The organism is Streptomyces longhuiensis (assembly GCF_020616555.1).
GTDB classification, from domain to species: domain Bacteria; phylum Actinomycetota; class Actinomycetes; order Streptomycetales; family Streptomycetaceae; genus Streptomyces; species Streptomyces longhuiensis.
This window is the reverse complement of sequence record NZ_CP085173.1, coordinates 3,018,784-3,039,507: the sequence shown is the minus strand read 5'-3', so window position 1 is coordinate 3,039,507 and position 20,724 is coordinate 3,018,784. Positions and strand designations below refer to the sequence as shown.

At 70.8% G+C, this 20,724-nt stretch carries 20 protein-coding genes; 15 read left to right on the top strand and 5 right to left on the bottom strand.

The genetic code is table 11. The features are described 5' to 3' along the window. Nucleotides 1-140 precede the first annotated feature (140 nt). Nucleotides 141-3,680, top strand: coding sequence for a DNA polymerase III subunit alpha (gene dnaE / locus LGI35_RS14220; protein ID WP_227294215.1), 3,540 nt, complete (start codon nt 141-143; stop codon nt 3,678-3,680). A 116-nt stretch (nt 3,681-3,796) separates the two neighbouring features. Here the strand turns inward: dnaE and LGI35_RS14215 are convergent, their stop codons facing one another. Next, entirely contained in the window at nt 3,797-3,976 is a 180-nt protein-coding gene (locus tag LGI35_RS14215; protein WP_116502594.1) for a hypothetical protein, read from the bottom strand. 308 nt (nt 3,977-4,284) lie between these two features. On the opposite strand from LGI35_RS14215, the gene LGI35_RS14210 reads away from it, so the two are divergent. The 4 genes from LGI35_RS14210 to LGI35_RS14195 all read left to right on the top strand — a co-directional run bounded on the left by LGI35_RS14210 (nt 4,285) and on the right by LGI35_RS14195 (nt 8,562). Continuing rightward, nucleotides 4,285-5,607: an NYN domain-containing protein gene (locus LGI35_RS14210; protein ID WP_227294214.1), complete on the top strand. Its 1,323-nt coding sequence runs from the start codon at nt 4,285-4,287 to the stop codon at nt 5,605-5,607. Nucleotides 5,608-5,969: 362 nt separating this feature from the next. Further along, entirely contained in the window at nt 5,970-6,992 is a 1,023-nt protein-coding gene (locus LGI35_RS14205) for an ABC transporter ATP-binding protein (RefSeq protein ID WP_206301911.1), read from the top strand. Between the two features lie 51 nt (nt 6,993-7,043). Continuing rightward, nucleotides 7,044-7,877 (top strand): ABC transporter permease, encoded by an 834-nt coding sequence (locus tag LGI35_RS14200; protein ID WP_227294213.1) that lies wholly within the window; start codon nt 7,044-7,046, stop codon nt 7,875-7,877. A 34-nt stretch (nt 7,878-7,911) separates the two neighbouring features. Then, nucleotides 7,912-8,562 (top strand): hypothetical protein, encoded by a 651-nt coding sequence (locus LGI35_RS14195; protein ID WP_227294212.1) that lies wholly within the window; start codon nt 7,912-7,914, stop codon nt 8,560-8,562. Between the two features lie 146 nt (nt 8,563-8,708). Here the strand turns inward: LGI35_RS14195 and ybaK are convergent, their stop codons facing one another. From ybaK to LGI35_RS14175, 4 genes are all read right to left on the bottom strand, one after another. After that, nucleotides 8,709-9,209 carry a Cys-tRNA(Pro) deacylase gene (gene ybaK / locus LGI35_RS14190; protein ID WP_227300300.1) on the bottom strand — a complete coding sequence of 167 codons (501 nt, stop codon included), beginning with the start codon at nt 9,207-9,209 and terminating at the stop codon, nt 8,709-8,711. A 36-nt stretch (nt 9,210-9,245) separates the two neighbouring features. Then, on the bottom strand, nt 9,246-10,028 hold the full coding sequence (locus LGI35_RS14185; protein ID WP_116503744.1) for an LON peptidase substrate-binding domain-containing protein: 783 nt from the start codon (nt 10,026-10,028) through the stop codon (nt 9,246-9,248). Between the two features lie 11 nt (nt 10,029-10,039). After that, nucleotides 10,040-11,035, bottom strand: coding sequence for a hypothetical protein (locus LGI35_RS14180; RefSeq protein ID WP_227300299.1), 996 nt, complete (start codon nt 11,033-11,035; stop codon nt 10,040-10,042). Between the two features lie 142 nt (nt 11,036-11,177). Next, the gene (locus LGI35_RS14175; protein ID WP_227294211.1) at nt 11,178-12,752 is read right to left on the bottom strand and encodes an oxidoreductase; all 1,575 of its coding nucleotides are present in this window, start codon (nt 12,750-12,752) and stop codon (nt 11,178-11,180) included. Between the two features lie 216 nt (nt 12,753-12,968). Here LGI35_RS14175 and hisD point away from each other — a divergent pair, with 216 nt between their 5' ends. From hisD to LGI35_RS14125, 10 genes are all read left to right on the top strand, one after another. Continuing rightward, nucleotides 12,969-14,291 carry a histidinol dehydrogenase gene (gene hisD / locus LGI35_RS14170; protein ID WP_227294210.1) on the top strand — a complete coding sequence of 441 codons (1,323 nt, stop codon included), beginning with the start codon at nt 12,969-12,971 and terminating at the stop codon, nt 14,289-14,291. Next, entirely contained in the window at nt 14,288-15,403 is a 1,116-nt protein-coding gene (locus tag LGI35_RS14165; RefSeq protein ID WP_227294209.1) for a histidinol-phosphate transaminase, read from the top strand. The genes hisD and LGI35_RS14165 overlap by 4 nt, the downstream gene beginning before the upstream one ends. After that, nucleotides 15,400-15,993: an imidazoleglycerol-phosphate dehydratase HisB gene (gene hisB, locus LGI35_RS14160; RefSeq protein WP_100592249.1), complete on the top strand. Its 594-nt coding sequence runs from the start codon at nt 15,400-15,402 to the stop codon at nt 15,991-15,993. The genes LGI35_RS14165 and hisB overlap by 4 nt, the downstream gene beginning before the upstream one ends. Before the next feature lie 3 nt (nt 15,994-15,996). Continuing rightward, the gene (locus LGI35_RS14155) at nt 15,997-16,161 is read left to right on the top strand and encodes a hypothetical protein (RefSeq protein ID WP_165914440.1); all 165 of its coding nucleotides are present in this window, start codon (nt 15,997-15,999) and stop codon (nt 16,159-16,161) included. A gap of 20 nt (nt 16,162-16,181) precedes the next feature. Continuing rightward, nucleotides 16,182-16,844 (top strand): imidazole glycerol phosphate synthase subunit HisH, encoded by a 663-nt coding sequence (hisH, locus tag LGI35_RS14150; RefSeq protein ID WP_100592250.1) that lies wholly within the window; start codon nt 16,182-16,184, stop codon nt 16,842-16,844. Further along, on the top strand, nt 16,844-17,572 hold the full coding sequence (gene priA, locus LGI35_RS14145) for a bifunctional 1-(5-phosphoribosyl)-5-((5-phosphoribosylamino)methylideneamino)imidazole-4-carboxamide isomerase/phosphoribosylanthranilate isomerase PriA (protein ID WP_116502603.1): 729 nt from the start codon (nt 16,844-16,846) through the stop codon (nt 17,570-17,572). The genes hisH and priA overlap by 1 nt, the downstream gene beginning before the upstream one ends. After that, nucleotides 17,569-17,970, top strand: a complete 402-nt coding sequence (locus LGI35_RS14140) for a RidA family protein (protein ID WP_227294208.1) — start codon at nt 17,569-17,571, stop codon at nt 17,968-17,970. Before priA ends, LGI35_RS14140 begins: the two co-directional genes overlap by 4 nt. Beyond that, nucleotides 17,967-18,722, top strand: coding sequence for an imidazole glycerol phosphate synthase subunit HisF (hisF, locus tag LGI35_RS14135; protein WP_227294207.1), 756 nt, complete (start codon nt 17,967-17,969; stop codon nt 18,720-18,722). Before LGI35_RS14140 ends, hisF begins: the two co-directional genes overlap by 4 nt. Before the next feature lie 151 nt (nt 18,723-18,873). Then, nucleotides 18,874-19,461, top strand: coding sequence for an ArsR/SmtB family transcription factor (locus LGI35_RS14130; RefSeq protein ID WP_227294206.1), 588 nt, complete (start codon nt 18,874-18,876; stop codon nt 19,459-19,461). Between the two features lie 14 nt (nt 19,462-19,475). Next, nucleotides 19,476-20,723, top strand: a complete 1,248-nt coding sequence (locus LGI35_RS14125; protein ID WP_227294205.1) for an MFS transporter — start codon at nt 19,476-19,478, stop codon at nt 20,721-20,723. The last annotated feature ends 1 nt before the right edge of the window (nt 20,724 follow it).

The following is a 20,724-nucleotide window of genomic DNA, read 5'->3' as shown; positions in this document are numbered from 1 at the left end:
CCTGCCCTGTCCAACGCACGACCGTACCCCCGAGTGCCCGCGGGGTGTCAGTGCCCACCCGTAGACTTCAAAGCTGTCCGCCGACTGCCCGCAGCCCGTCGCCGGTCCGTATCGTTCCGTTTCCGTTGGAGGCCGAAGCCGTGTCAAAGCCGCCGTTCACGCACCTGCACGTCCACACCCAGTACTCGCTGCTGGACGGTGCCGCGCGGCTCAAGGACATGTTCAACGCCTGCAATGAAATGGGCATGACGCACATCGCCATGTCCGACCACGGCAACCTCCACGGGGCGTACGACTTCTTCCACACGGCGAAGAAGTCCGGTGTCGTCCCGATCATCGGGATCGAGGCGTACGTCGCCCCCGAGTCCCGGCGCAACAAGCGCAAGGTCCAGTGGGGCCAGCCGCACCAGAAGCGGGACGACGTGTCCGGTTCGGGTGGTTACACCCACAAGACGATCTGGGCGTCGAACAGCACGGGCCTGCACAACCTCTTCAAGCTGTCCTCGGACGCGTACGCCGAGGGCTGGCTGCAGAAGTGGCCGCGCATGGACAAGGAGACGATCTCCCAGTGGTCGGAGGGGCTCATCGCCTCGACCGGCTGCCCGTCCGGTGAGCTCCAGACGCGCCTGCGCCTCGGCCAGTTCGACGAGGCCCTGAAGTCGGCCGCCGAGTACCAGGACATCTTCGGCAAGGACCGGTACTTCCTGGAGCTGATGGACCACGGCATCGAGATCGAGCGCCGCGTCCGCGACGGACTTCTGGAGATCGGCAAGAAGCTCGGCATCCCGCCCCTGGTGACGAACGACTCGCACTACACGTACGCGCACGAGGCGACCGCGCACGACGCGCTTCTCTGCATCCAGACCGGCAAGAACCTCTCGGACCCAGACCGCTTCCGCTTCGACGGCACGGGCTACTACCTCAAGACGACCGACGAGATGTACGCCGTCGACTCCTCGGACGCCTGGCAGGAGGGCTGCGCCAACACGCTCCTGGTCGCCGAGCAGATCGACACCACGGGCATGTTCGAGAAGCGCGACCTGATGCCGAAGTTCGACATCCCGGAGGGCTTCACAGAGGTCACCTGGTTCCAGGAGGAGGTCCGGGTCGGCATGGAGCGCCGCTACCCGGGCGGCGTCCCCGACGACCGGCAGAAGCAGGCCGAGTACGAGATGGACATCATCATCCAGATGGGGTTCCCGGGGTACTTCCTGGTCGTCGCCGACTTCATCATGTGGGCCAAGAACAACGGCATCGCGGTCGGCCCCGGCCGAGGCTCCGCGGCCGGCTCGATCGTCGCCTACGCCATGGGCATCACCGACCTCGACCCGATCACGCACGGCCTGATCTTCGAGCGGTTCCTGAACCCCGAGCGCGTCTCCATGCCCGATGTCGACATCGACTTCGACGAGCGCAGGCGCGTCGAAGTGATCAGGTACGTGACCGAGAAGTACGGCGCCGACAAGGTCGCCATGATCGGCACCTACGGAAAGATCAAGGCCAAGAACGCGATCAAGGACTCCGCGCGCGTCCTCGGCTACCCGTACGCGATGGGCGACCGCCTCACCAAGGCGATGCCCGCCGACGTCCTCGGCAAGGGCATCGACCTGTCGGGCATCACCGACCCCGCCCACCCGCGCTACAGCGAGGCGGGCGAGATCCGGGGGATGTACGAGAACGAGCCGGACGTCAAGAAGGTGATCGACACCGCCAAGGGCGTCGAGGGCCTGGTCCGGCAGATGGGCGTGCACGCCGCCGGCGTCATCATGTCCAGCGAGCCCATCGTCGACCACGCCCCGATCTGGGTCCGGCACTCGGACGGCGTGACCATCACGCAGTGGGACTACCCGCAGTGCGAGTCGCTCGGCCTGCTGAAGATGGATTTCCTCGGCCTGCGCAACCTCACGATCATGGACGACGCCGTCAAGATGGTGAAGGCCAACAAGGGCATCGACCTGGAGATGCTCTCCCTGCCGCTGGACGACCCCAAGACGTACGAGATGCTCTGCCGCGGTGACACGCTCGGCGTGTTCCAGTTCGACGGCGGCCCGATGCGTTCGCTGCTGCGCCAGATGCAGCCCGACAACTTCGAGGACATTTCCGCCGTCTCGGCCCTGTACCGGCCGGGCCCGATGGGAATGAACTCGCACACGAACTACGCGGAGCGCAAGAACGGGCGCCAGGAGATCACCCCGATCCACCCGGAGCTCGAAGAGCCGCTGAAGGAGACCCTGGGTCTCACCTACGGCCTCATCGTGTACCAGGAGCAGGTGCAGAAGGCCGCCCAGATCATCGCCGGCTACTCGCTCGGCGAGGCCGACATCCTGCGCCGCGTGATGGGCAAGAAGAAGCCCGAGGAGCTGGAGAAGAACTTCGTCCTCTTCCAGGCCGGAGCCAAGAAGAAGGGCTTCTCCGACGCGGCGATCCAGGCCCTGTGGGACGTCCTGGTGCCGTTCGCCGGATACGCGTTCAACAAGGCGCACTCCTCCGCGTACGGCCTCGTCACCTACTGGACCGCCTACCTCAAGGCGAACTACCCGGCCGAGTACATGGCCGCGCTGCTCACGTCGGTGAAGGACGACAAGGACAAGTCCGCGGTCTATCTGAACGAATGCCGGCGCATGGGCATCAAGGTCCTCCCGCCGAATGTGAACGAGTCGGAACACAACTTCGCCGCCCAGGGCGACGACGTGATCCTCTTCGGCCTCTCCGCCGTCCGTAACGTCGGTACGAACGTGGTCGAGTCGATCATCCGCAGCCGCAAGGCGAAGGGGAAGTACGCCTCCTTCCCCGACTACCTCGACAAGGTCGAGGCCGCCGCCTGCAACAAGCGCACCACGGAATCGCTGATCAAGGCAGGCGCGTTCGACACGATGGGGCACACCCGCAAGGGCCTCACCGCACAGTACGAGCCGATGATCGACAACGTCGTGCAGGTCAAGCGCAAGGAGGCCGAGGGCCAGTTCGACCTCTTCGGCGGCATGGGCGAGGAGGACAGCAGCGAGCCGGGCTTCGGGCTCGACGTCGAATTCTCCGAGGACGAGTGGGAGAAGACCTATCTCCTCGCCCAGGAGCGCGAGATGCTCGGTCTCTACGTCTCCGACCACCCGCTGTTCGGCCTCGAACACGTGCTGTCCGACAAGGCCGACGCCGGCATCGGGCAGCTCACCGGCGGCGACTACTCGGACGGCTCGATCGTCACCATCGGCGGCATCATCTCGGGCCTCCAGCGCAAGATGACCAAGCAGGGCAACGCCTGGGCCATCGCGACCGTCGAGGACCTGGCCGGCTCCATCGAGTGCATGTTCTTCCCGGCAACGTATCAGCTGGTGTCGACCCAACTCGTCGAGGACGCCGTCGTGTTCGTCAAGGGCCGCCTCGACAAGCGCGAGGACGTGCCGCGCCTCGTCGCGATGGAACTCATGGTCCCCGACCTGTCGAACGCCGGGACCAACGCGCCCGTGACGATCACCATCCCCACGGTGAAGGTGACCCCGCCGATGGTCAGCAGGCTCGGCGAGATCCTCAGCCACCACAAGGGCAACAGCGAGGTGCGGATCAAGCTCCAAGGGGCCCGTAAGACAACGGTGCTGCGGCTCGACCGGCACCGTGTGCAGCCCGACCCCGCGCTCTTCGGTGACCTCAAGGTGCTGCTCGGGCCGTCCTGCCTGGCGGGCTGACGCGGGCTGAAGGGCCCTGAGGATCTGGTCATTACGTGAGTGAGGGGCGCTCCCGGATTTCTCCGGGAGCGCCCCTCACTTGTGTGCCCAAAGGGCCACGTGCCTTACGAAAGGCGTCAGTTGTGGCCGAAGCGGCGCTGGTGCTTACGGGCAACATCCGCGGGCGTGCCCTGAGCCTGCGACTGCATCTCCGACTGTGCTTCCATACCGGCCGACTTGGCCTGCTCGGAAGCCTGCTCGGAGGCGGAGGCGCGGCTGCGCTGGTCGCCCTGCTTGCGGTTCTTGTTCTTGGCCATGGTGACTGCCTCCTGCGGGGGGTCTAGGGGCCAGGGCCGGATTCAGATTCACATATGCTGACGAGGCACGCATTTCAGAGAATTACCGTGCGTAATAAGCGCTGTCAGGGCGTTGTTCGGAGCGCGACGGGAGTTCTGTGAGCGGGCCGCTTTCGGGAATTCGTCCGATCCGCCACGCCGAAGATCGAGTTCGGGCCGTTAACCCCCGTGTGGTCGGGCAGACTCGAAGGAAACCCGAGGCGAACCCGCGATCGTCGACACCGTGGGACCTCCGGACGCCGGTAATTCAGCGAAAGAGGGTGGATCGCGTGGACCGTTGCATCGTCCTGGTGGACGCCGGTTACCTGCTCGGGGCCGCCGCGAGTCTCCTCGCGGGGGAGCCGTCCCGGTCCCGGATCACCGTCGATCATGTCGCCCTCATCCAAGGGCTGCGTGAGCGCGCCGAATCCGATACCGAGCGGCCACTTCTGCGGATCTATTGGTTCGACGGGGCGCCGGACCGGGTGCCCCAGCCCGAGCACCGCCGGCTCCGCGTGATGCCCCGCGTGACCGTGCGGCTCGGTGCGCTCACCCGTAGTGACGGGCGCTGGGCGCAGAAGGGAGTCGACGCGGCGATGCACGCCGAGCTGACCGAACTCGCCCGCAACCGCGCCTGCTCCGACATCGTGCTCGTCACCGGCGACGGCGATCTGCTGCCCGGCATGATGGCCGCGAAGGAGCACGGGGTCGCCGTGCACCTGTGGGCCGTGCAGGCCGCAGACGGCGACTACAACCAGTCCGAGGACCTCGTCGCCGAGGCGGATGAGCGGCGCGTGCTCGACCGGGCCTGGATCACCAAGGCCGTGCGGGCCAAGGAAGTCGGCGGGATCTGTGCGCCGCAGCCCGCTCCGCGGCCGGAGATCGCGGCGATTCTGTCCGCACCACTGCCCGAGTCGGCGCTTGCCTCCGCGGCCGGGCACTCCGCGGATCTCTCCGATGTGCCGGGGGGCGGTGGTGCCCCCGGCGGCGCCGGGCAGGGGGGTGCCCCGGTCGGCGAAGGCGTCGATCATGGGGTGGCCGCGCGTGAAGGTGACGGTGGAGGGACCGAGGACGAGCGGGGTGGCGCGGGGAAGGGTGTCCCCACGCCCAAGGACCTTGCCGCCCTGCGCGGGCCCGGCGCCGCTCCTGGGCTAGGGGCGCATCCTCACGTGCATCCCGCGCAGCACCCCGCCAACGCCACCTTGCGGTGGTCCTCCGACAAGGGGTGGGTCGAGCGGCCCGGGGTCGTGGGGGAGTCGGCGGACGCGGCGTCCCTGCCGACGCTGGCCCAGCTCACCACCGCCGAGCAGCGGTGGGCCGACCGCGAGGAGGACATCACCACCGTCGGTGGTGACCCCTTCGAGGTGGGGCAGGTGTTCGCCCGGCGATGGATGGAGCGGCTGGGGGACCAGGTTCAGCTGCAGAAGCTGTCCACCATGTATCCGCGAGTGCCGCATCGCATCGACGGGGAGCTGCTGCGGTATGCCGCGCGGTTCGGGTTGCTCGCCCACAAGGACGATCAGATCGACGAGCACGATCGGTATGCGATTCGGGCCGGATTCTGGCGCGAGGTCGATGTGCGTAGCTCTGCGGAGCGGGTGACTGCGGAGTAGTCGGGGCGGTCTCGCTCTGGGTGCGCTCTTGCTCGGGGTGGTGGTCTTGCCGGGTGCCGGGTGCGGGCTTGTTTTTGGCTTGTGGCTCGCGCCCGTCGTGGGGCGGGGCCGGGCCGGTATGTCCGTCCCCGCTTGGATGGTTCGGCGTTGGATCTCGTAGGCGTCAGTTGTGTGTGCCGGCTCCGGGCGGACGTACCGGACCGGCCCCTTCCGTTCGGTCTCGGATGCGGCCGCGTTGGTGCCTGGGTCCGCTGGGCCCTCTGCTCTGTGTCCGTGGGTGGGGGTGGGGCGCGTCCCGATTTCGGTGGCATGTCCCTACCCGGGCGTCGTCCGGAGGGCGCGACCCCGTAGTCTCGTCCTTCGTGAGTACGCGCACGGCACAGGCGGCCCCCAGAGGGCGACGGGGGGATGTGGTGTGCGTCGTGCGGGATCTCGTGCGTACGTATCCCGCCACCCGCGGGCGTCGCGGAGCGCCCGGGAGCGCTGCGATCCGGGCCACCGACGGGGTGTCCCTCGAGATCCGGCGCGGGGAGATCTTCGGGCTGCTCGGGCCCAACGGCGCCGGTAAGTCCACCCTCGTACGGCAGCTGACCGGGCTGATGCGGCCCGACAGCGGGAGCGTCGGGATTCTGGGGCACGACATCGTGCGGTATCCGGAGCGGGCCTCGCGGATTCTGGCGTATCTGGGGCAGGAGTCGAGCGCCCTGGACGAGCTGACCGTGTCGCTCGCCGCCGAGACCACCGGGCGGTTGCGCGGGCTCGATCTGCGTACGGCGCGGGCCGAGCGGGACGCCGTGGTGGAGGAACTCGGGCTCGGGGCGATTGCGTCGCGGCCCCTGAAGAAGCTTTCCGGTGGGCAGCGGCGGCTTGCCTGCTTCGCTGCCGCTCTCGTGGGGGAGCGGCCGCTGCTGGTGCTTGATGAACCGACCACGGGGATGGATCCCGTCGCCCGTCGTGCCGTCTGGGCCGCCGTCGACCGGCGGCGGGCCGAGAGCGGCGCCACCGTCGTGCTGGTCACCCACAACGTCATCGAGGCCGAGACCGTGCTCGATCGCGTCGCCGTGCTCGACCGCGGGCGTGTGATCGCCTGCGACACCCCGGCCGGGCTGAAGGAGAAGGTCGCCGGCGAGGTGCGCGTCGAGCTCGTGTGGCGGGAGCGGGCGCCCCTGGACGTGCCCGCCGTCGCCGCGCTGCGCGCCTCCGCCGTCGAGTCGGGGCGCCGCTGGTCGCTGCGGCTCGGCCCGGACGAGGCGCGGGCCGCCGTCGCCGCCGTCACCGGCGGCCCGGCGTTCGCCGCGCTGGACGATTTCTCCCTGACCACGCCGAGCCTGGAAGATGTGTACCTGGCGCTCGGCGGCGAGGCCAAGGGGCTGGTGAAGTCGTGAACACGGCGGCCCCCGTACCCGACGGAACAGTCACGACAGGAGTCGCGCACCGTGAGTGTCGTACCCGCTGAGGTCCTTCAGGGCGGCGCCCGGGCGGGCGCGAGCGGGCTGAGCGCCGAGGGTGACGCCGTCGGCGAGCTCGCCCCGAGGGCCCGGCTGCTGCCGTCCCTCGCCGCCGTGTACCGCGCGCAGCTCTCGCGGGCGCGCGTCGCCAGGATCCCGCTGCTCTTCGTCGCCACCTTCCAGTCCGTCGGCATCATGATTCTGATGCGGGGCGTGGTGGACGGGGGCCGGGAGGCCCAGGCTGTCGTCGCCGGGTCGAGTGTTCTGGTTGTCGCGTTCGTCGCTCTCAATCTGCTCGCGCAGTATTTCGGGCAGTTGCGGGCCGCCGGCGGGCTCGATCACTACGCGACGCTGCCCGTGCCGCCCGCCGCCGTGGTGCTGGGCGCCGCCGGCGCGTACGCCTCCTTCACCGTGCCCGGGACCGTGGTCACCGCCGTCGTCGGCTGTGTCATGTTCCAGCTTCCGCTCGCGCACCTGTGGGTGCTCGCCGCCGTCATCCCGCTCGCCGGTGCCGCGCTCTCCGGGCTCGGCGCCGCGCTCGGGCTGCTCGCGCCACGGCCCGAACTGGCCACACTGCTCGGCCAGTTGGGCATGTCCGCGGCGCTCCTGCTCGGCGTCCTGCCGGCGGACCGCATGCCGGACGTCATCCAGTACGCGCGCGATCTGCTGCCGTCGACGTACGGCGTCGAGGCCTTCGCCCGCACCTTCGGGGCACATCCGGACTGGGGCGTCGTGCTCCTCGATCTGGGGGTCTGCGCGGGCGTCGGCGTCGCTTCGCTGGCCCTCGCCACCTGGGCGTACCGCCGGGCAGCCGTCCGGTGACGCGCGAGTCGCAGGGGCCTGGCACGATGGCAGGGTGACCGCACCGCTGACGCCACGACCCCAGCAACCCCAGCACGACCCCTGGCAGGCCTCCGGGCCCGCGGGCGCTGTGCCGTCTCACGCTCACGAGCACCAGGAGGACGGGCCAGGGATGAGGACCGAGTTGCGGGAGGCCGCCGTCGTCACGGTCGCGCTGGCCGTGTGCGGGCTGCTCCTGGGCGCGCTGTGGATGTGGCTCGCGCCGCAGGTGCCGCTCATCGCGGACGCCCAGGCCGTCTACCTCAAGGACACCGAGGGCGAGCAGGCCGTCGGCGTCGACGGAACGTTCACGCTGCTGGGCCTCGCGTTCGGCGTCGTCAGCGCGGTCGCCGTGTTCCTGTGGCGCAAGCGCGGCGGCGTACCGCTCGTCGTCGCCCTGGCCGTCGGCGGACTGCTCGGCGGGCTCCTCGCCTGGCGGTTCGGGATCTGGCTCGGCCCCACGCAGGACGTGGCGGCCCACGCCAAGGAGGTCGGCAAGGGCGTCACGTTCGACGCGCCGCTCGAACTCAAGGCGAAGGGCGCGCTCCTCGCCTGGCCGCTCGCCGCGATGATCGTCCACCTCGGCCTGACCGGCCTGTTCGGGCCCCGCGATCCCGACCCGTACTTCGACACCCACTACCCGCAGAACACCCCTCCGGTGGCCTGAGGGCGCCTCTCAGGCGGGCCTGCGCCCGTGATTGGCCTTGTGCTTCCTGATCCGCCACTTCCGCTTGCGCGTCCTCTTCGACATGTCCTCGGTACTTAGCCGAGGACATGTCGTGCGTCGAGAGGTGGCGGCGATTCCGGGCGGAATCAGGTGCGGCCGATGGGGGCCAGCACCGCTGACGTGAGCGTCGCCAGGTCCGTGGGGGCCAGCTCCACCTCCAGGCCGCGGCGGCCCGCCGAGACGCAGATCGTGTCGTGCGCCCGCGCCGAGTCGTCCAGGACCGTACGGAGCTTCTTGCGCTGGCCCAGTGGGGAGATGCCGCCCCGCACATAGCCCGTGGTGCGCTCCGCCGCCGCCGGATCGGCCATCGCGGCCCGCTTGCCGCCGACGGCCGTCGCCAGGGCCTTCAGGTCGAGCTGGCCCGCCACCGGCACGACGGCGACGGTCAGCTCGCCGTCCACGTCGGCGACGAGTGTCTTGAACACCCGCTCGGGGGAGACGCCCATCGCCTCCGCCGCCTCGTCCCCGTACGAGGGATGCGCCGGGTCGTGCTCGTACGCGTGCGTCGTGAAGGGCGTACCCGCGGCGGTGAGCGCCACGGTCGCGGGCGTTCCCCCGGACTGCTGCTTCTTGGACTTCTTCGCCAACGTCCTCATGCCTTACGTCAGTCGGGACCGGCCACGTCAGTTGAGGCTGGTCGCCTGCCGGGTCAGGTCGCCGGCCGGCAAGGACGGCAGATTACGGATGATCGCCGTCTCGGCGCGAAGGAGTTTCAGCTCGTCGCGCAGGCGCGACGCCGTGTCCGGGGCCTGCAGCAGGCGCTGCTTGGTCGGCACGTCGAGGACGGCCGCCGCGGCCACCAGGTACGACACGACGGACGGGTCGTCCGGCAGGTCGGCGCCCGTCGCCAGGGAGCGCTCACGGGCGCCCGCGAGCCGCTTCTGGTAGGAGCGGAAGGCGCGCAGCACCCCTTCGGCGAGGGCGCCCGCCTCGTCGCCGGACTCCTCGGGCAGCTCCTCGACCTCGGCGGTCAGATAGGCGCCCGACGCGTCGACCGAGTGGATCTTCACGCGGGTCGTGCCGGTGGCGAGCACCTCGAAGCTGCCGTCGGCGCGCTCCCGGATCGTCGCGGCGTCCGCGATGCAGCCCACGCCGTGCAGGGCCTTGATCGGGTCGTCGCCGAAGCCGGCCGCGGGGCCCGCCTCGGCGGCCGTCTTCGCCGCCTCGTCCGGCATGCCGGGGGCGCTGGGCGCGACCTCGTGGCCGTCGCGGATCGCCACGACGGCGAACCGGCGCGGCTCGTCGGAGTCGGCGGGGTCGCCGGAGGCCTCGGAACCCCCGGAGGAGGTCTTCAGCAGGTCGCGCATCATGGCGCGATAGCGCTCCTCGAACACGTTCAACGGGAGCACGAGTCCCGGGAACAGCACCGAGTTGAGCGGAAAGAGCGGAAGCCGGACGGTGGTCACGACGGTCAAGCCTAATGGGAGCCGGAGGCGAGGGATCCGCGACCGGTCCCGCGGCCGCCGAGCGGCCGGGCCGCGGCCACCTCGATCCGTACGCCGTCGCGCAGTTCCAGGAACTGCCCGAGCGGGTCGTCCGAGATCCGGTCCCAGGGGAACGACGTCGCGTACGGGCCGGTCAGGCGCAGTTGATCCAGGGCGTCGGACCAGCGTTCCAGGCGGACCAGGACGTACGTGAGGAGGTTGCGGACCTCGGCGGGCCAGGGGTCGTCGGCGGCGTACTCGCGGGACAGGGCGATCGCCAGGTCGGCGGCCTCGTCCAGGCGCTCGCGGGGCACCTTGGCGGCGGGTCCCGGGCCCTCCTCGCTCGTCAGGTACGCGAACGCGGCCCGCACCGGCAGCGCCTGCACGAGGGACCCCGGCAGGGCGTCCTGGGCCGCGCGCTCGGCGAAGTCGAAGCACTCGCGGTGCGAGCCGTACCAGGCGGCCGACAGGTACTGGAGCGCCGACACATGGCAGCCGTAGTGGTGCGGGGAGCGCCTTATGGCCTCGGCCCAGAGCCTCTCGAAGACGGTGTGCGAGGCGTTCGTGCCGCGCGCGTGGTCGAGGGCGACCCGCCAGGGCACCGGGTCGCCGGGGTCGCCCTCGGCGGCGGCGGTGATCAGCGGCGTCACCTCGCGCAGCAGCTCGGCGCGGGCGGGGGACTCCCAGCCGCGCGCGACCTCCAGCTCGGCCTTGACGAGGAGGGCGTCCGGGTCGTGGGGCGCCGCGAAGCGCCAGTCGTCGAACCATTCGCCGCGGGATCTGGCGAAGGCGGCGAGCCGGGTGACGTAGCGGTCCCGGTTCTCCCACTCGCCGGCCTCGCGGGTGGCGGCGAGCAGCTTGGCGGCCGCCTCGTACTCGCCCCGGCCCGCGGCGACGAGCGCCGGCGCGAGGCGTTCGTCGGGGACGTCCAGGAGGACGTCGTCGTCGGCGGGCAGCCCGGCCGAGAGACCCGAGGTGTGGCGGACCATCCGCGCGGTGCGGATGAGGGCGCGCAGCAGTGCCAAGGTGTGGACCCCGCTCCCCGTCGCTCGGTTGATGGTTGCGCTGGGATGACGGCTGAAATGCGCCCATGGTTGCCCGCGGTCCGGCAAAAAATGCGAGGGTGCCCGGTCAGTTTCTGCGGAGCAGCCGGGTGGCGCCCGCGGCGACCGTCGTGGCGAGGATCCAGCCGAGCAGGATCAGCACGGTCGCGGCCCACTGCCAGCCGCCCCGCAGCTGCCAGTAGCCGTCCTGGCCCAGGTCGATGACCGGCAGGATGAGATCGAGCGAGAACAGGGCCGGACTCCAGTGCGGTGCCTCACCCGGTTTGATGGCCGGATGTGACGCGTGGGAGAAGGCCAGCGTGCTCGCCGCCCACAGCACGGCCATCCACACCGCGGCCCGCCCGGGCCGGTACCCGTAGGCGACCGTCCAGTCCTGGATGTACCCCCAGATCTTCGCGGCCGGTGGCAGCGTCTCGCGGCGGCGGCGCTGCTTGGCGAGCAGCACCTCGCGCGCGTCGGCGTCCTCGCCGCTGTTGCGCAGCACGGTCGCGAGCTTCTCGTACGGCTCCGGGCTGTACTCCGGCGTCGCGGCCGACAGCCACTCCAGGCGCCGCGACAGCGGGAACGGGCCGGAGGGGATGAGGTTCTCGTACGTGAAACCGCCCACACGCAGACCGCCGGGGCCCGGCCAGCTCGCCGCCTTGTCGATCAGGTTGACGACCTTCGCGCCGGACAGGACGATCCGTCCGCGCTGCGGCCGCTCGCACAGGAAGCGCAGCTCGGGCGTCTGGATGCGGCGCAGCGACACCTCCTGGTCGTTCTCCAGGTGGAAGCGCGCCTGGTCGAGGTCGACGGCGTCGCCGAACCGGCCGTCGTCGAGCCGCACCCCGCCCTGGCACTCGAAGCGCTGCACGCGGGTGCCGCGGGCCGGTGTCGTGCCGCTGGTCTGGAGCGGATTGCCGACACCGGCGGGGGTCAGGTAGAGGGAGCGCTCGACCGTCAGCTGCGGCGCGTTGAGCGCGCGGCTCCCGTACGCGTTGGAGAGCCGGCTGCCGCGCAGGCTGAGCGAGACGCCGATCTGGGCACCGCGCAGGCTGAGCTCCCCGTGCGTCTCCAGCATCTCGGCCTGGAGGTCCTGTCCGACGGACATGCCGTCCGCCATGATCGACTTGCCGCGCCGGTCGCGGTACACGACGGCCTGGTTGAGCAGCAGGTCCGTGCCGATGTGCGCGTCGGTGAGGCGCACGCCGCTGTGGAAGCGGCAGCGCGGCAGATGCAGATCGCCCTCCGTGTGGACGCGGGCGGCCTCCAGGCGGGGGATCGAGCAGTCGACCAGACGCAGGGTGGTGAACCGGGCCTCGGGGACCAGGATCTCCTTCTCGAAGCGGCACTGCTTCATCTCGACGTACGGCACGACGCCGCCGCCCGAGACGTCGAGCGTGTCGATGATCTGTACGCCCTTGAGCTTGAGCGACGCGACACGCCCGGACAGCGCGGGCGGTCCGTCGAGCAGCAGCCAAGCCACGATCCGCGCCCGCACGCTGCGGTCGGGCCCCCAGGCGTGCCCGCCGTGCGGGTCGTCCACGTCCGGGTCGCCCGAGCTGAGGTCGTAGACACTGCCGTTGCGGAAGGCCTGCCACATGCCGATCTCGGCGCCCGTGAGACCGTCCGGCGGGTCAGCGATGCCGGTGCCGTCGACCACGACTCGTCTTCCTCCCCGTAGACCCCCGAATCCACACAGAGCCCGCACGTCCCGGTACGGCTCCGCTACTCGTGGGTTTCGTACAACTGTTCATGCCCGCTGAGTGACGGCCTGAACGCTACTGGTGAAGGTCTTCCTCCGGTCTCGCGCGGTGATCCGTATCAGCCATTGATACGGACGTCGGTCGCTCATGTGGCGTCTGCGAGAATTGAGCACGTGATCTCCCGAATCGATCTGCGCGGCGACGCCCTCCCCGAGGGCCCCGCACTGCGCGACCTGCTGCCCCGAGCCGACTTCGACGTTCAGGCCGCCCTCGAGAAGGTGCGTCCGATCTGCGAGGCCGTGCATCATCGTGGCGACGCGGCACTGATCGACTACGCGGAGCAGTTCGACGGGGTGAAGCTGGAATCCGTACGGGTTCCCGCCAAGGCCCTCCAGGACGCCCTCGAGCAGCTGGACCCCGCCGTCCGCGCGGCTCTGGAGGAGTCGATCCGCCGGGCCCGCATCGTCCACCGCGAGCAGCGCCGCACCACCCACACCACGCAGGTCGTCCCCGGCGGCTCGGTCACCGAGAAGTGGGTGCCCGTCGAGCGCGTCGGGCTCTACGCGCCGGGCGGTCGCTCGGTCTACCCGTCCTCCGTGATCATGAACGTGGTGCCCGCGCAGGAGGCCGGCGTCGAGTCGATCGCCCTCGCCTCGCCGGCCCAGGCGGAGTTCGACGGCCTCCCGCACCCGACGATCCTGGCCGCGTGCGCGCTGCTCGGCGTCGACGAGGTGTACGCCGCGGGCGGCGCCACGGCCGTCGCGATGTTCGCGCACGGCACCGAGTCCTGCGCCCCGGCGAACATGGTCACCGGCCCCGGAAACATCTGGGTCGCCGCGGCCAAGCGCTACTTCACCGGCCTCATCGGCATCGACGCCGAGGCGGGCCCGACGGAGATCGCGGTCCTCGCGGACGCCACCGCCGACCCGGCGCACGTCGCGTCCGACCTGATCAGCCAGGCCGAGCACGACCCGCTCGCCGCCGCCGTCCTCGTCACGGACTCGGCGGAGCTCGCGGACGCCGTCGAGAGGGAGCTGGAGCCGCAGGTCGCGGCCACCAAGCACATCGACGACCGGATCGTCCCCGCCCTGCGCGGCAGGCAGTCCGCGATCGTCCTGGTCGACGGGGTCGACGAGGGCCTGCGTGTCGTCGACGCGTACGGCGCCGAGCACCTGGAGATCCAGACCGCCGACGCCGCCGCGGTCGCCCAGCGCGTGAAGAACGCCGGCGCGATCTTCGTCGGCCCCTGGGCGCCGGTCTCCCTCGGCGACTACGCCGCGGGCTCCAACCACGTGCTGCCCACCGGCGGCTGCGCCTGCCACTCGTCCGGTCTGTCCGTCCAGTCCTTCCTGCGCGGCATCCACATCGTCGACTACACGCGCGAGGCCCTCGCCGACGTGGCCCACCACGTGGTCACGCTCGCCGAGGCGGAGGACCTGCCCGCGCACGGCGCGGCGATCAAGGCAAGGTTCGAATGGAAGGTTCCCGGCCAGTGACCGGCATCGACGATCTGCCCGTACGGGACGAGCTGCGCGGCAAGTCCCCGTACGGCGCCCCCCAGCTCGACGTACCCGTACGCCTGAACACGAACGAGAACCCCTACCCGCTGCCCGAGCCGCTCGTCGAGCGGATCGCGGAGCGCGTGCGCGAGGCCGCCCGCGACCTCAACCGCTACCCCGACCGGGACGCGGTCCAGCTGCGCACCGAGCTCGCCGGCTATCTCACGCGCACCGGCGGCCACCACGTCGGCATCGAGAACGTCTGGGCCGCCAACGGCTCGAACGAGGTCCTCCAGCAGCTCCTGCAGACCTTCGGCGGCCCCGGCCGCAGCGCCATCGGCTTCGAGCCCTCGTACTCGATGCACGCCCTCATCGCGCGCGGCACCGGCACCGGCTGGATCTCCGGACCGCGCAGCGCGGACTTCACCATCGACGTGGAAGCGTCCGTGAAGGCCATCGCCGAGAACCGGCCGGACGTCGTCTTCATCACGACGCCCAACAACCCCACGGGCAGCGCCGTCCCGCCCGAGACGGTCCTCGCCCTGTACGAGGCCGCGCAGGCGGCCAAGCCGTCCATGGTCGTCGTCGACGAGGCCTACATCGAGTTCAGCCACGGGAAGTCCCTTCTCCCGCTGCTCGAAGGCCGGCCGAACCTGGTCATCTCGCGCACGATGTCGAAGGCGTTCGGCGCGGCGGGCCTGCGCCTCGGCTACCTGGCCGCCGCCCCCGCCGTCGTCGACGCCGTCCAGCTGGTGCGCCTGCCGTACCACCTGTCGGCGGTCACCCAGGCCACGGCGCTCGCCGCCCTGGAGCACACCGACACGCTCCTCGGCTACGTCGAGCAGCTGAAGGACGAACGCGACCGCCTGGTGAACGAGTTGCGGGCGGCCGGCTACGAAGTGACCGACTCGGACGCCAACTTCGTGCAGTTCGGCCGATTCGAAGGCGAAGGCGCCGCGCACGCGGTGTGGCAGAAGATCCTCGACCGGGGCGTCCTGGTCCGGGACAACGGCGTACCCGGGTGGCTGCGTGTCTCCACGGGCACCCCGGACGAGAACGACGCGTTCCTCGATGCGGTACGCGCAATCAAGAAGGAGCGGAACGCATGAGTCGCGTAGGCAGGGTGGAGCGGACCACCAAGGAGACCTCGGTCCTCGTCGAGATCGACCTCGACGGCACCGGCAAGGTCGAGGTGTCGACGGGCGTGGGCTTCTACGACCACATGCTCGACCAGCTCGGCCGCCACGGCCTCTTCGATCTCACGGTCAAGACCGAGGGCGACCTGCACATCGACACGCACCACACCATCGAGGACACCGCCCTCGCGCTCGGCGCCGCCTTCAAGCAGGCGCTCGGCGACAAGGTCGGCATCTACCGCTTCGGCAACTGCACCGTCCCGCTGGACGAGTCGCTCGCCCAGGTCACGGTCGACCTCTCCGGCCGTCCCTACCTGGTGCACACCGAGCCCGAGAACATGGCCCCCATGATCGGCTCGTACGACACGACGATGACCCGGCACATCCTGGAGTCGTTCGTCGCGCAGGCCCAGATCGCGCTGCACGTCCACGTCCCGTACGGGCGCAACGCGCACCACATCGTGGAGTGCCAGTTCAAGGCGCTGGCCCGCGCGCTGCGTTACGCGTCCGAGCGCGACCCGCGCGCCGCGGGCATCCTTCCCTCCACGAAGGGCGCCCTCTAAGCCATGAACGGCCTCAACACCGTCCTCATCGTCGTCGGTCTCTTCCTGATCGGCGGCGTCATCTCGTTCGTCAAGCAGGGCTTGCCCAAGGGCCTGATCGCGCTGCTCTCCATCGCCGCGGCCATGTGCCTGGTCTCCGGCGTCCTGCGGCTCGACTACTGGAACTGAGGGGCAGGGAGCAGCCAGCCATGACTTCAGCCAAGCCCGCCGGCACAGCCGGCAAGAAGGTCGTCGTCTTCGACTACGGGTTCGGCAACGTCCGTTCGGCCGAGCGGGCCCTGGCCCGCGCGGGCGCGGACGTCGAGATCACCCGCGACTTCGACACCGCACTCAACGCCGACGGCCTCCTCGTCCCCGGCGTGGGTGCCTTCGCCGCCTGCATGAAGGGCCTCAAGGAAGCGCGGGGCGACTGGATCATCGACCGCCGCCTGGCCGGCGGCCGCCCCGTGATGGGCATCTGCGTCGGCATGCAGATCCTCTTCGCGCGCGGCATCGAGCACGGCGTCGAGGCCGAGGGCCTCGACGAGTGGCCGGGCACGGTCGAGCCCCTCAAGGCCGAGATCGTCCCGCACATGGGCTGGAACACGGTCCGCCCGCCGCAGGACACCGAGCTCTTCGCCGGTCTCGACAGCGACGCCCGCTTCTACTTCGTGCACTCCTACGCCGTGCAGCAGTGGGACTTCGAGGTCGGCAACGTCCACATGCGCCCGCCGAAGGTCACGTGGGCCACGCACGGCGAGCCGTTCATCGCCGCCGTCGAGAACGGCGCACTGTGGGCGACACAGTTCCACCCCGAGAAGTCCGGCGACGCCGGCGCCCAGCTCCTCACGAATTGGATCGGAACCCTCTGATGTCCCGCACGCTCGAACTCCTCCCCGCCGTCGACGTCCGCGACGGCCAGGCCGTACGTCTCGTGCACGGCGAGTCCGGCACCGAGACCTCCTACGGTTCCCCGCTCGAGGCCGCCCTCGCGTGGCAGCGCTCCGGCGCCGAGTGGCTGCACCTCGTGGACCTGGACGCCGCGTTCGGCACGGGCGACAACCGCGCCCTGATCGCCGAGGTCGCGCGAGCCATGGACATCAAGGTGGAGCTGTCCGGCGGCATCCGCGACGACGACACGCTCGCCGCCGCGCTCGCCACCGGCTGCACCCGCGTCAACCTCGGCACCGCCGCCCTGGAGACCCCCGAGTGGGTCGCCAAGGTCATCGCCGAGCACGGCGACAAGATCGCGGTGGGCCTCGACGTGCGCGGCACCACGCTGCGCGGCCGCGGCTGGACCCGCGACGGCGGCGACCTCTACGAGACGCTCGCGCGCCTCGACTCCGAGGGCTGCGCCCGCTACGTCGTCACCGACATCGCCAAGGACGGCACGCTGCAGGGCCCGAACCTGGAGCTCCTGCGCAACGTGTGCGCCGTGACCGACCGGCCCGTCGTCGCCTCCGGCGGCGTCTCGTCGCTCGACGACCTGCGCGCCATCTCCGAGCTCGTCCCGCTGGGCGTCGAGGGCTCGATCGTCGGCAAGGCGCTGTACGCGAAGGCCTTCACGCTGGAAGAGGCCCTCGCCGCGGTGGCGTCATGATCGACGGCGTACGCAGGGTCGACTCGGACGGGCCGTGGGAGGAGGCCGTGGGCTACTCGCGCGCGGTCGAACTGCCCAACGGCCTTGTCCTGGTGTCCGGTTGTACGTCCGTGGTCAATGGCGTCATCGACGCGGGAACGCCGTACGAGCAGACGCTCAACGCGTTCCAGGCCGCGTTCGACGCTCTCAAGACCCTCGGGCTCGGGAGCGAGCATGTGGTGCGCACCCGTATGTACATCACCCATGCGCGGGATGTGGACGACGTGGGCCGGGCCCACAAGGAGCTGTTCGACGCCGTCCGCCCCGCCGCATCCATGATCATCGTCTCCGGCTTCATCGACCCGAGCCTGGTCGTCGAGGTCGAGGTGGAGGCGTACCGAGGAGACACACCGTCATGACGCTGGCCGTACGGGTCATCCCCTGCCTGGACGTGGACAACGGCCGGGTCGTCAAGGGCGTCAACTTCCAGAACCTGCGCGACGCGGGCGACCCCGTCGAGATGGCGAAGGTGTACGACGCCGAGGGCGCCGACGAGCTGACGTTCCTCGACATCACGGCGTCCTCCGGCAACCGCGAGACGACCTACGACGTGGTGCGCCGCACCGCCGAACAGGTCTTCATCCCGCTCACCGTCGGCGGCGGCGTCCGCACGGCGGACGACGTGGACAAGCTCCTGCGGGCCGGCGCGGACAAGGTGGGCGTGAACACGGCCGCCATCGCCCGCCCCGAGCTGATCCGCGAGATCGCCGAGCGGTTCGGCCGCCAGGTGCTCGTCCTGTCGGTCGACGCGCGCCGCACACCGTCCGGCACGTTCGAGGTGACGACGCACGGTGGCCGCAAGTCCGCCGGGATCGACGCCGTCGAGTGGGCGCACGAGGCCGCCGAGCTCGGAGCGGGCGAGATCCTGCTCAACTCGATGGACGCCGACGGCACGAAGGACGGCTACGACATCGAGATGATCGCGGCCGTCCGCAAGCACGTCACGGTGCCCGTGATCGCGTCCGGCGGCGCGGGGCGCCTGGAGCACTTCCCGCCCGCGATCGGCGCGGGTGCCGACGCGGTGCTCGCCGCGTCCGTCTTCCACTTCGGTGATCTGCGGATCGGCGAGGTCAAGGAGACGCTGCGCGAGGCGGGTCACCCCGTCCGCTGACACCGGGAGCGCACGCTCTCAGGCCCCGGTCACCCTCAGGGTGGCCGGGGCCTTTTCTCGTCCCGACGCGCAGGATCTTCTCCGCCCGATACGCAGGATCAGTTGCGCAATTTCTGTTGCGCAATATTTCTTTCGTATCTAGGCTCAGGTCATGACCGACGAACAGACCCGCCGCATCACGGACCTCGGCACCCTCAAGGCGCTCGCCCACCCGCTGCGCTCGCAGCTGTACCGCGCCCTGGTCGTCGCCCGCACCGCGACCGCGTCGCAGCTCGCCGAGCAGGTCGACGGGGCTGTCTCGCTGGTCAGCTACCACCTGCGCAAGCTCGCTGACGCCGGGCTCATCGAAGAGGCGCCCGGGACACGGCGGGACGGCCGCGAGCGCTGGTGGCAGCCCGCGTCCGACGGCGTCAGCATCCACGAGGCGGACTTCGGCGACGCCCCCGAGAAGGCCGCGGCGCACCAGGCGGCCACCCGGCTCTTCTACGAACAGCGCAGCGAGCTCTACCGCCGCTACCTCGACGAGCGCTCCACCTGGGCCTCCGAGTGGCGCGCCGCGTCCTCGGACTCCGAAGCCCTGATGCCTCTGACGGCGGCCGAACTGACCGAGCTGACAGGCGAGTTGCTCGCCGTCATCAGGAAGTACGACGAGCAGGGCCGCGCCGCACAGGCCGCGGGCGACACCCAAGGGCGCGAGAACGTCGCGCTGCACCTGTACGGCTTCCCGTTCCGCGCCTGAGAGGACCACCTCCCATGACCGTGACCGCGCCCCTCACCCGTACCCCCGCCCCCGGGAAGCCCGCCCACCGCGACGGCAACGTGCTGCGCTGGCTCGGCGCCTACGGTGCCTCGATGATCGGCGACAACATCTACTACGTCGCCCTGTCCTGGGCGGCCGTCCAGTCGGGCAGCCCGTCGCAGGCCGGGATCGTCATGGCGGTGAGCGCGGCACCCCGGGCCCTGCTGATGCTCGGCGGGGGAGTGATCGCCGACCGGCTCGGGCCGCGCCGCATCGTCATAGCCAGCGACGCCGTGCGCAGCGCCGCGGTCCTCGGTGTCGCCGGGCTCTTCCTCGCGACCCAGCCGGGCCTGTGGCCGCTCACCGTCCTCGGCCTGGTCTTCGGCGTCGTCGACGCCCTCTTCCTGCCGGCCGTCGGCGCACTGCCCGCCCGCGTCACCGGACGTGACCAGCTCGCCCGGGTCCAGGGCATGCGCGGACTCGCGGTGCGCCTCGCCAACGTCGTGGGCGCGCCCCTGGGCGGTCTAGGCGTCGCGCTCGGCGGCCCGGCGGCGGCGTTCGGCGCGGCCGGACTGCTGTTCGCGATCTCGCTGCCGCTCCTGATGTCCCTGCGCGTCCGGGACCTGCCCGGCGACAACGGCAAGAGCGGCGCCCCGGCGAGGAACGGCCTCGCGGACGGCCTGCGCCACATCCGCCGCCACAGCGTCCTCGCCCCGCTGGTCGTCGTCATCGCCCTCAGCGACCTCGGCTTCGTCGGCCCCCTGAACGTCGGCCTGACCCTCCTCGCCGACCAGCGCGGCTGGGGCGCCTCGGGCATGGGCTCGGTGCTCGCCGGGTTCGGCGTCGGCGCGGGCGCGGCCTCGCTGCTCCTCGCCGTCCGCGGCCGGGTGCCGCGCGCCGGTCTCGTCCTCGCCGCGACCATGGGGGGCGGCGCCGTCGCCATCGGCGCGCTCGCCTTCGTACCGCACCTCGTCGGCGCGGTCGCCGTCGCGCTGGTCATCGGGCTGCTCGCCGGTCTCAGCGGAGCCCTGTGCGGAGCGCTCACGCAGACCCACGCGGACCCGGCCTACATCGGCCGGGTCACCGCCGTCACGAGCCTGTCCAGCCTCGGCCTCGTCCCGCTCACCATGCCGCTGACCGGCGCGGCCGTCGGCCTGTGGGGTACCGGACCCGTCTTCGTGGCCAGCGCCGCGATCTGCGCCCTCGCCGGCGTCTACGGCCTGTGCCGCACGCCGCTGCGCCGCGCCGAACTCCCGGCCTGAA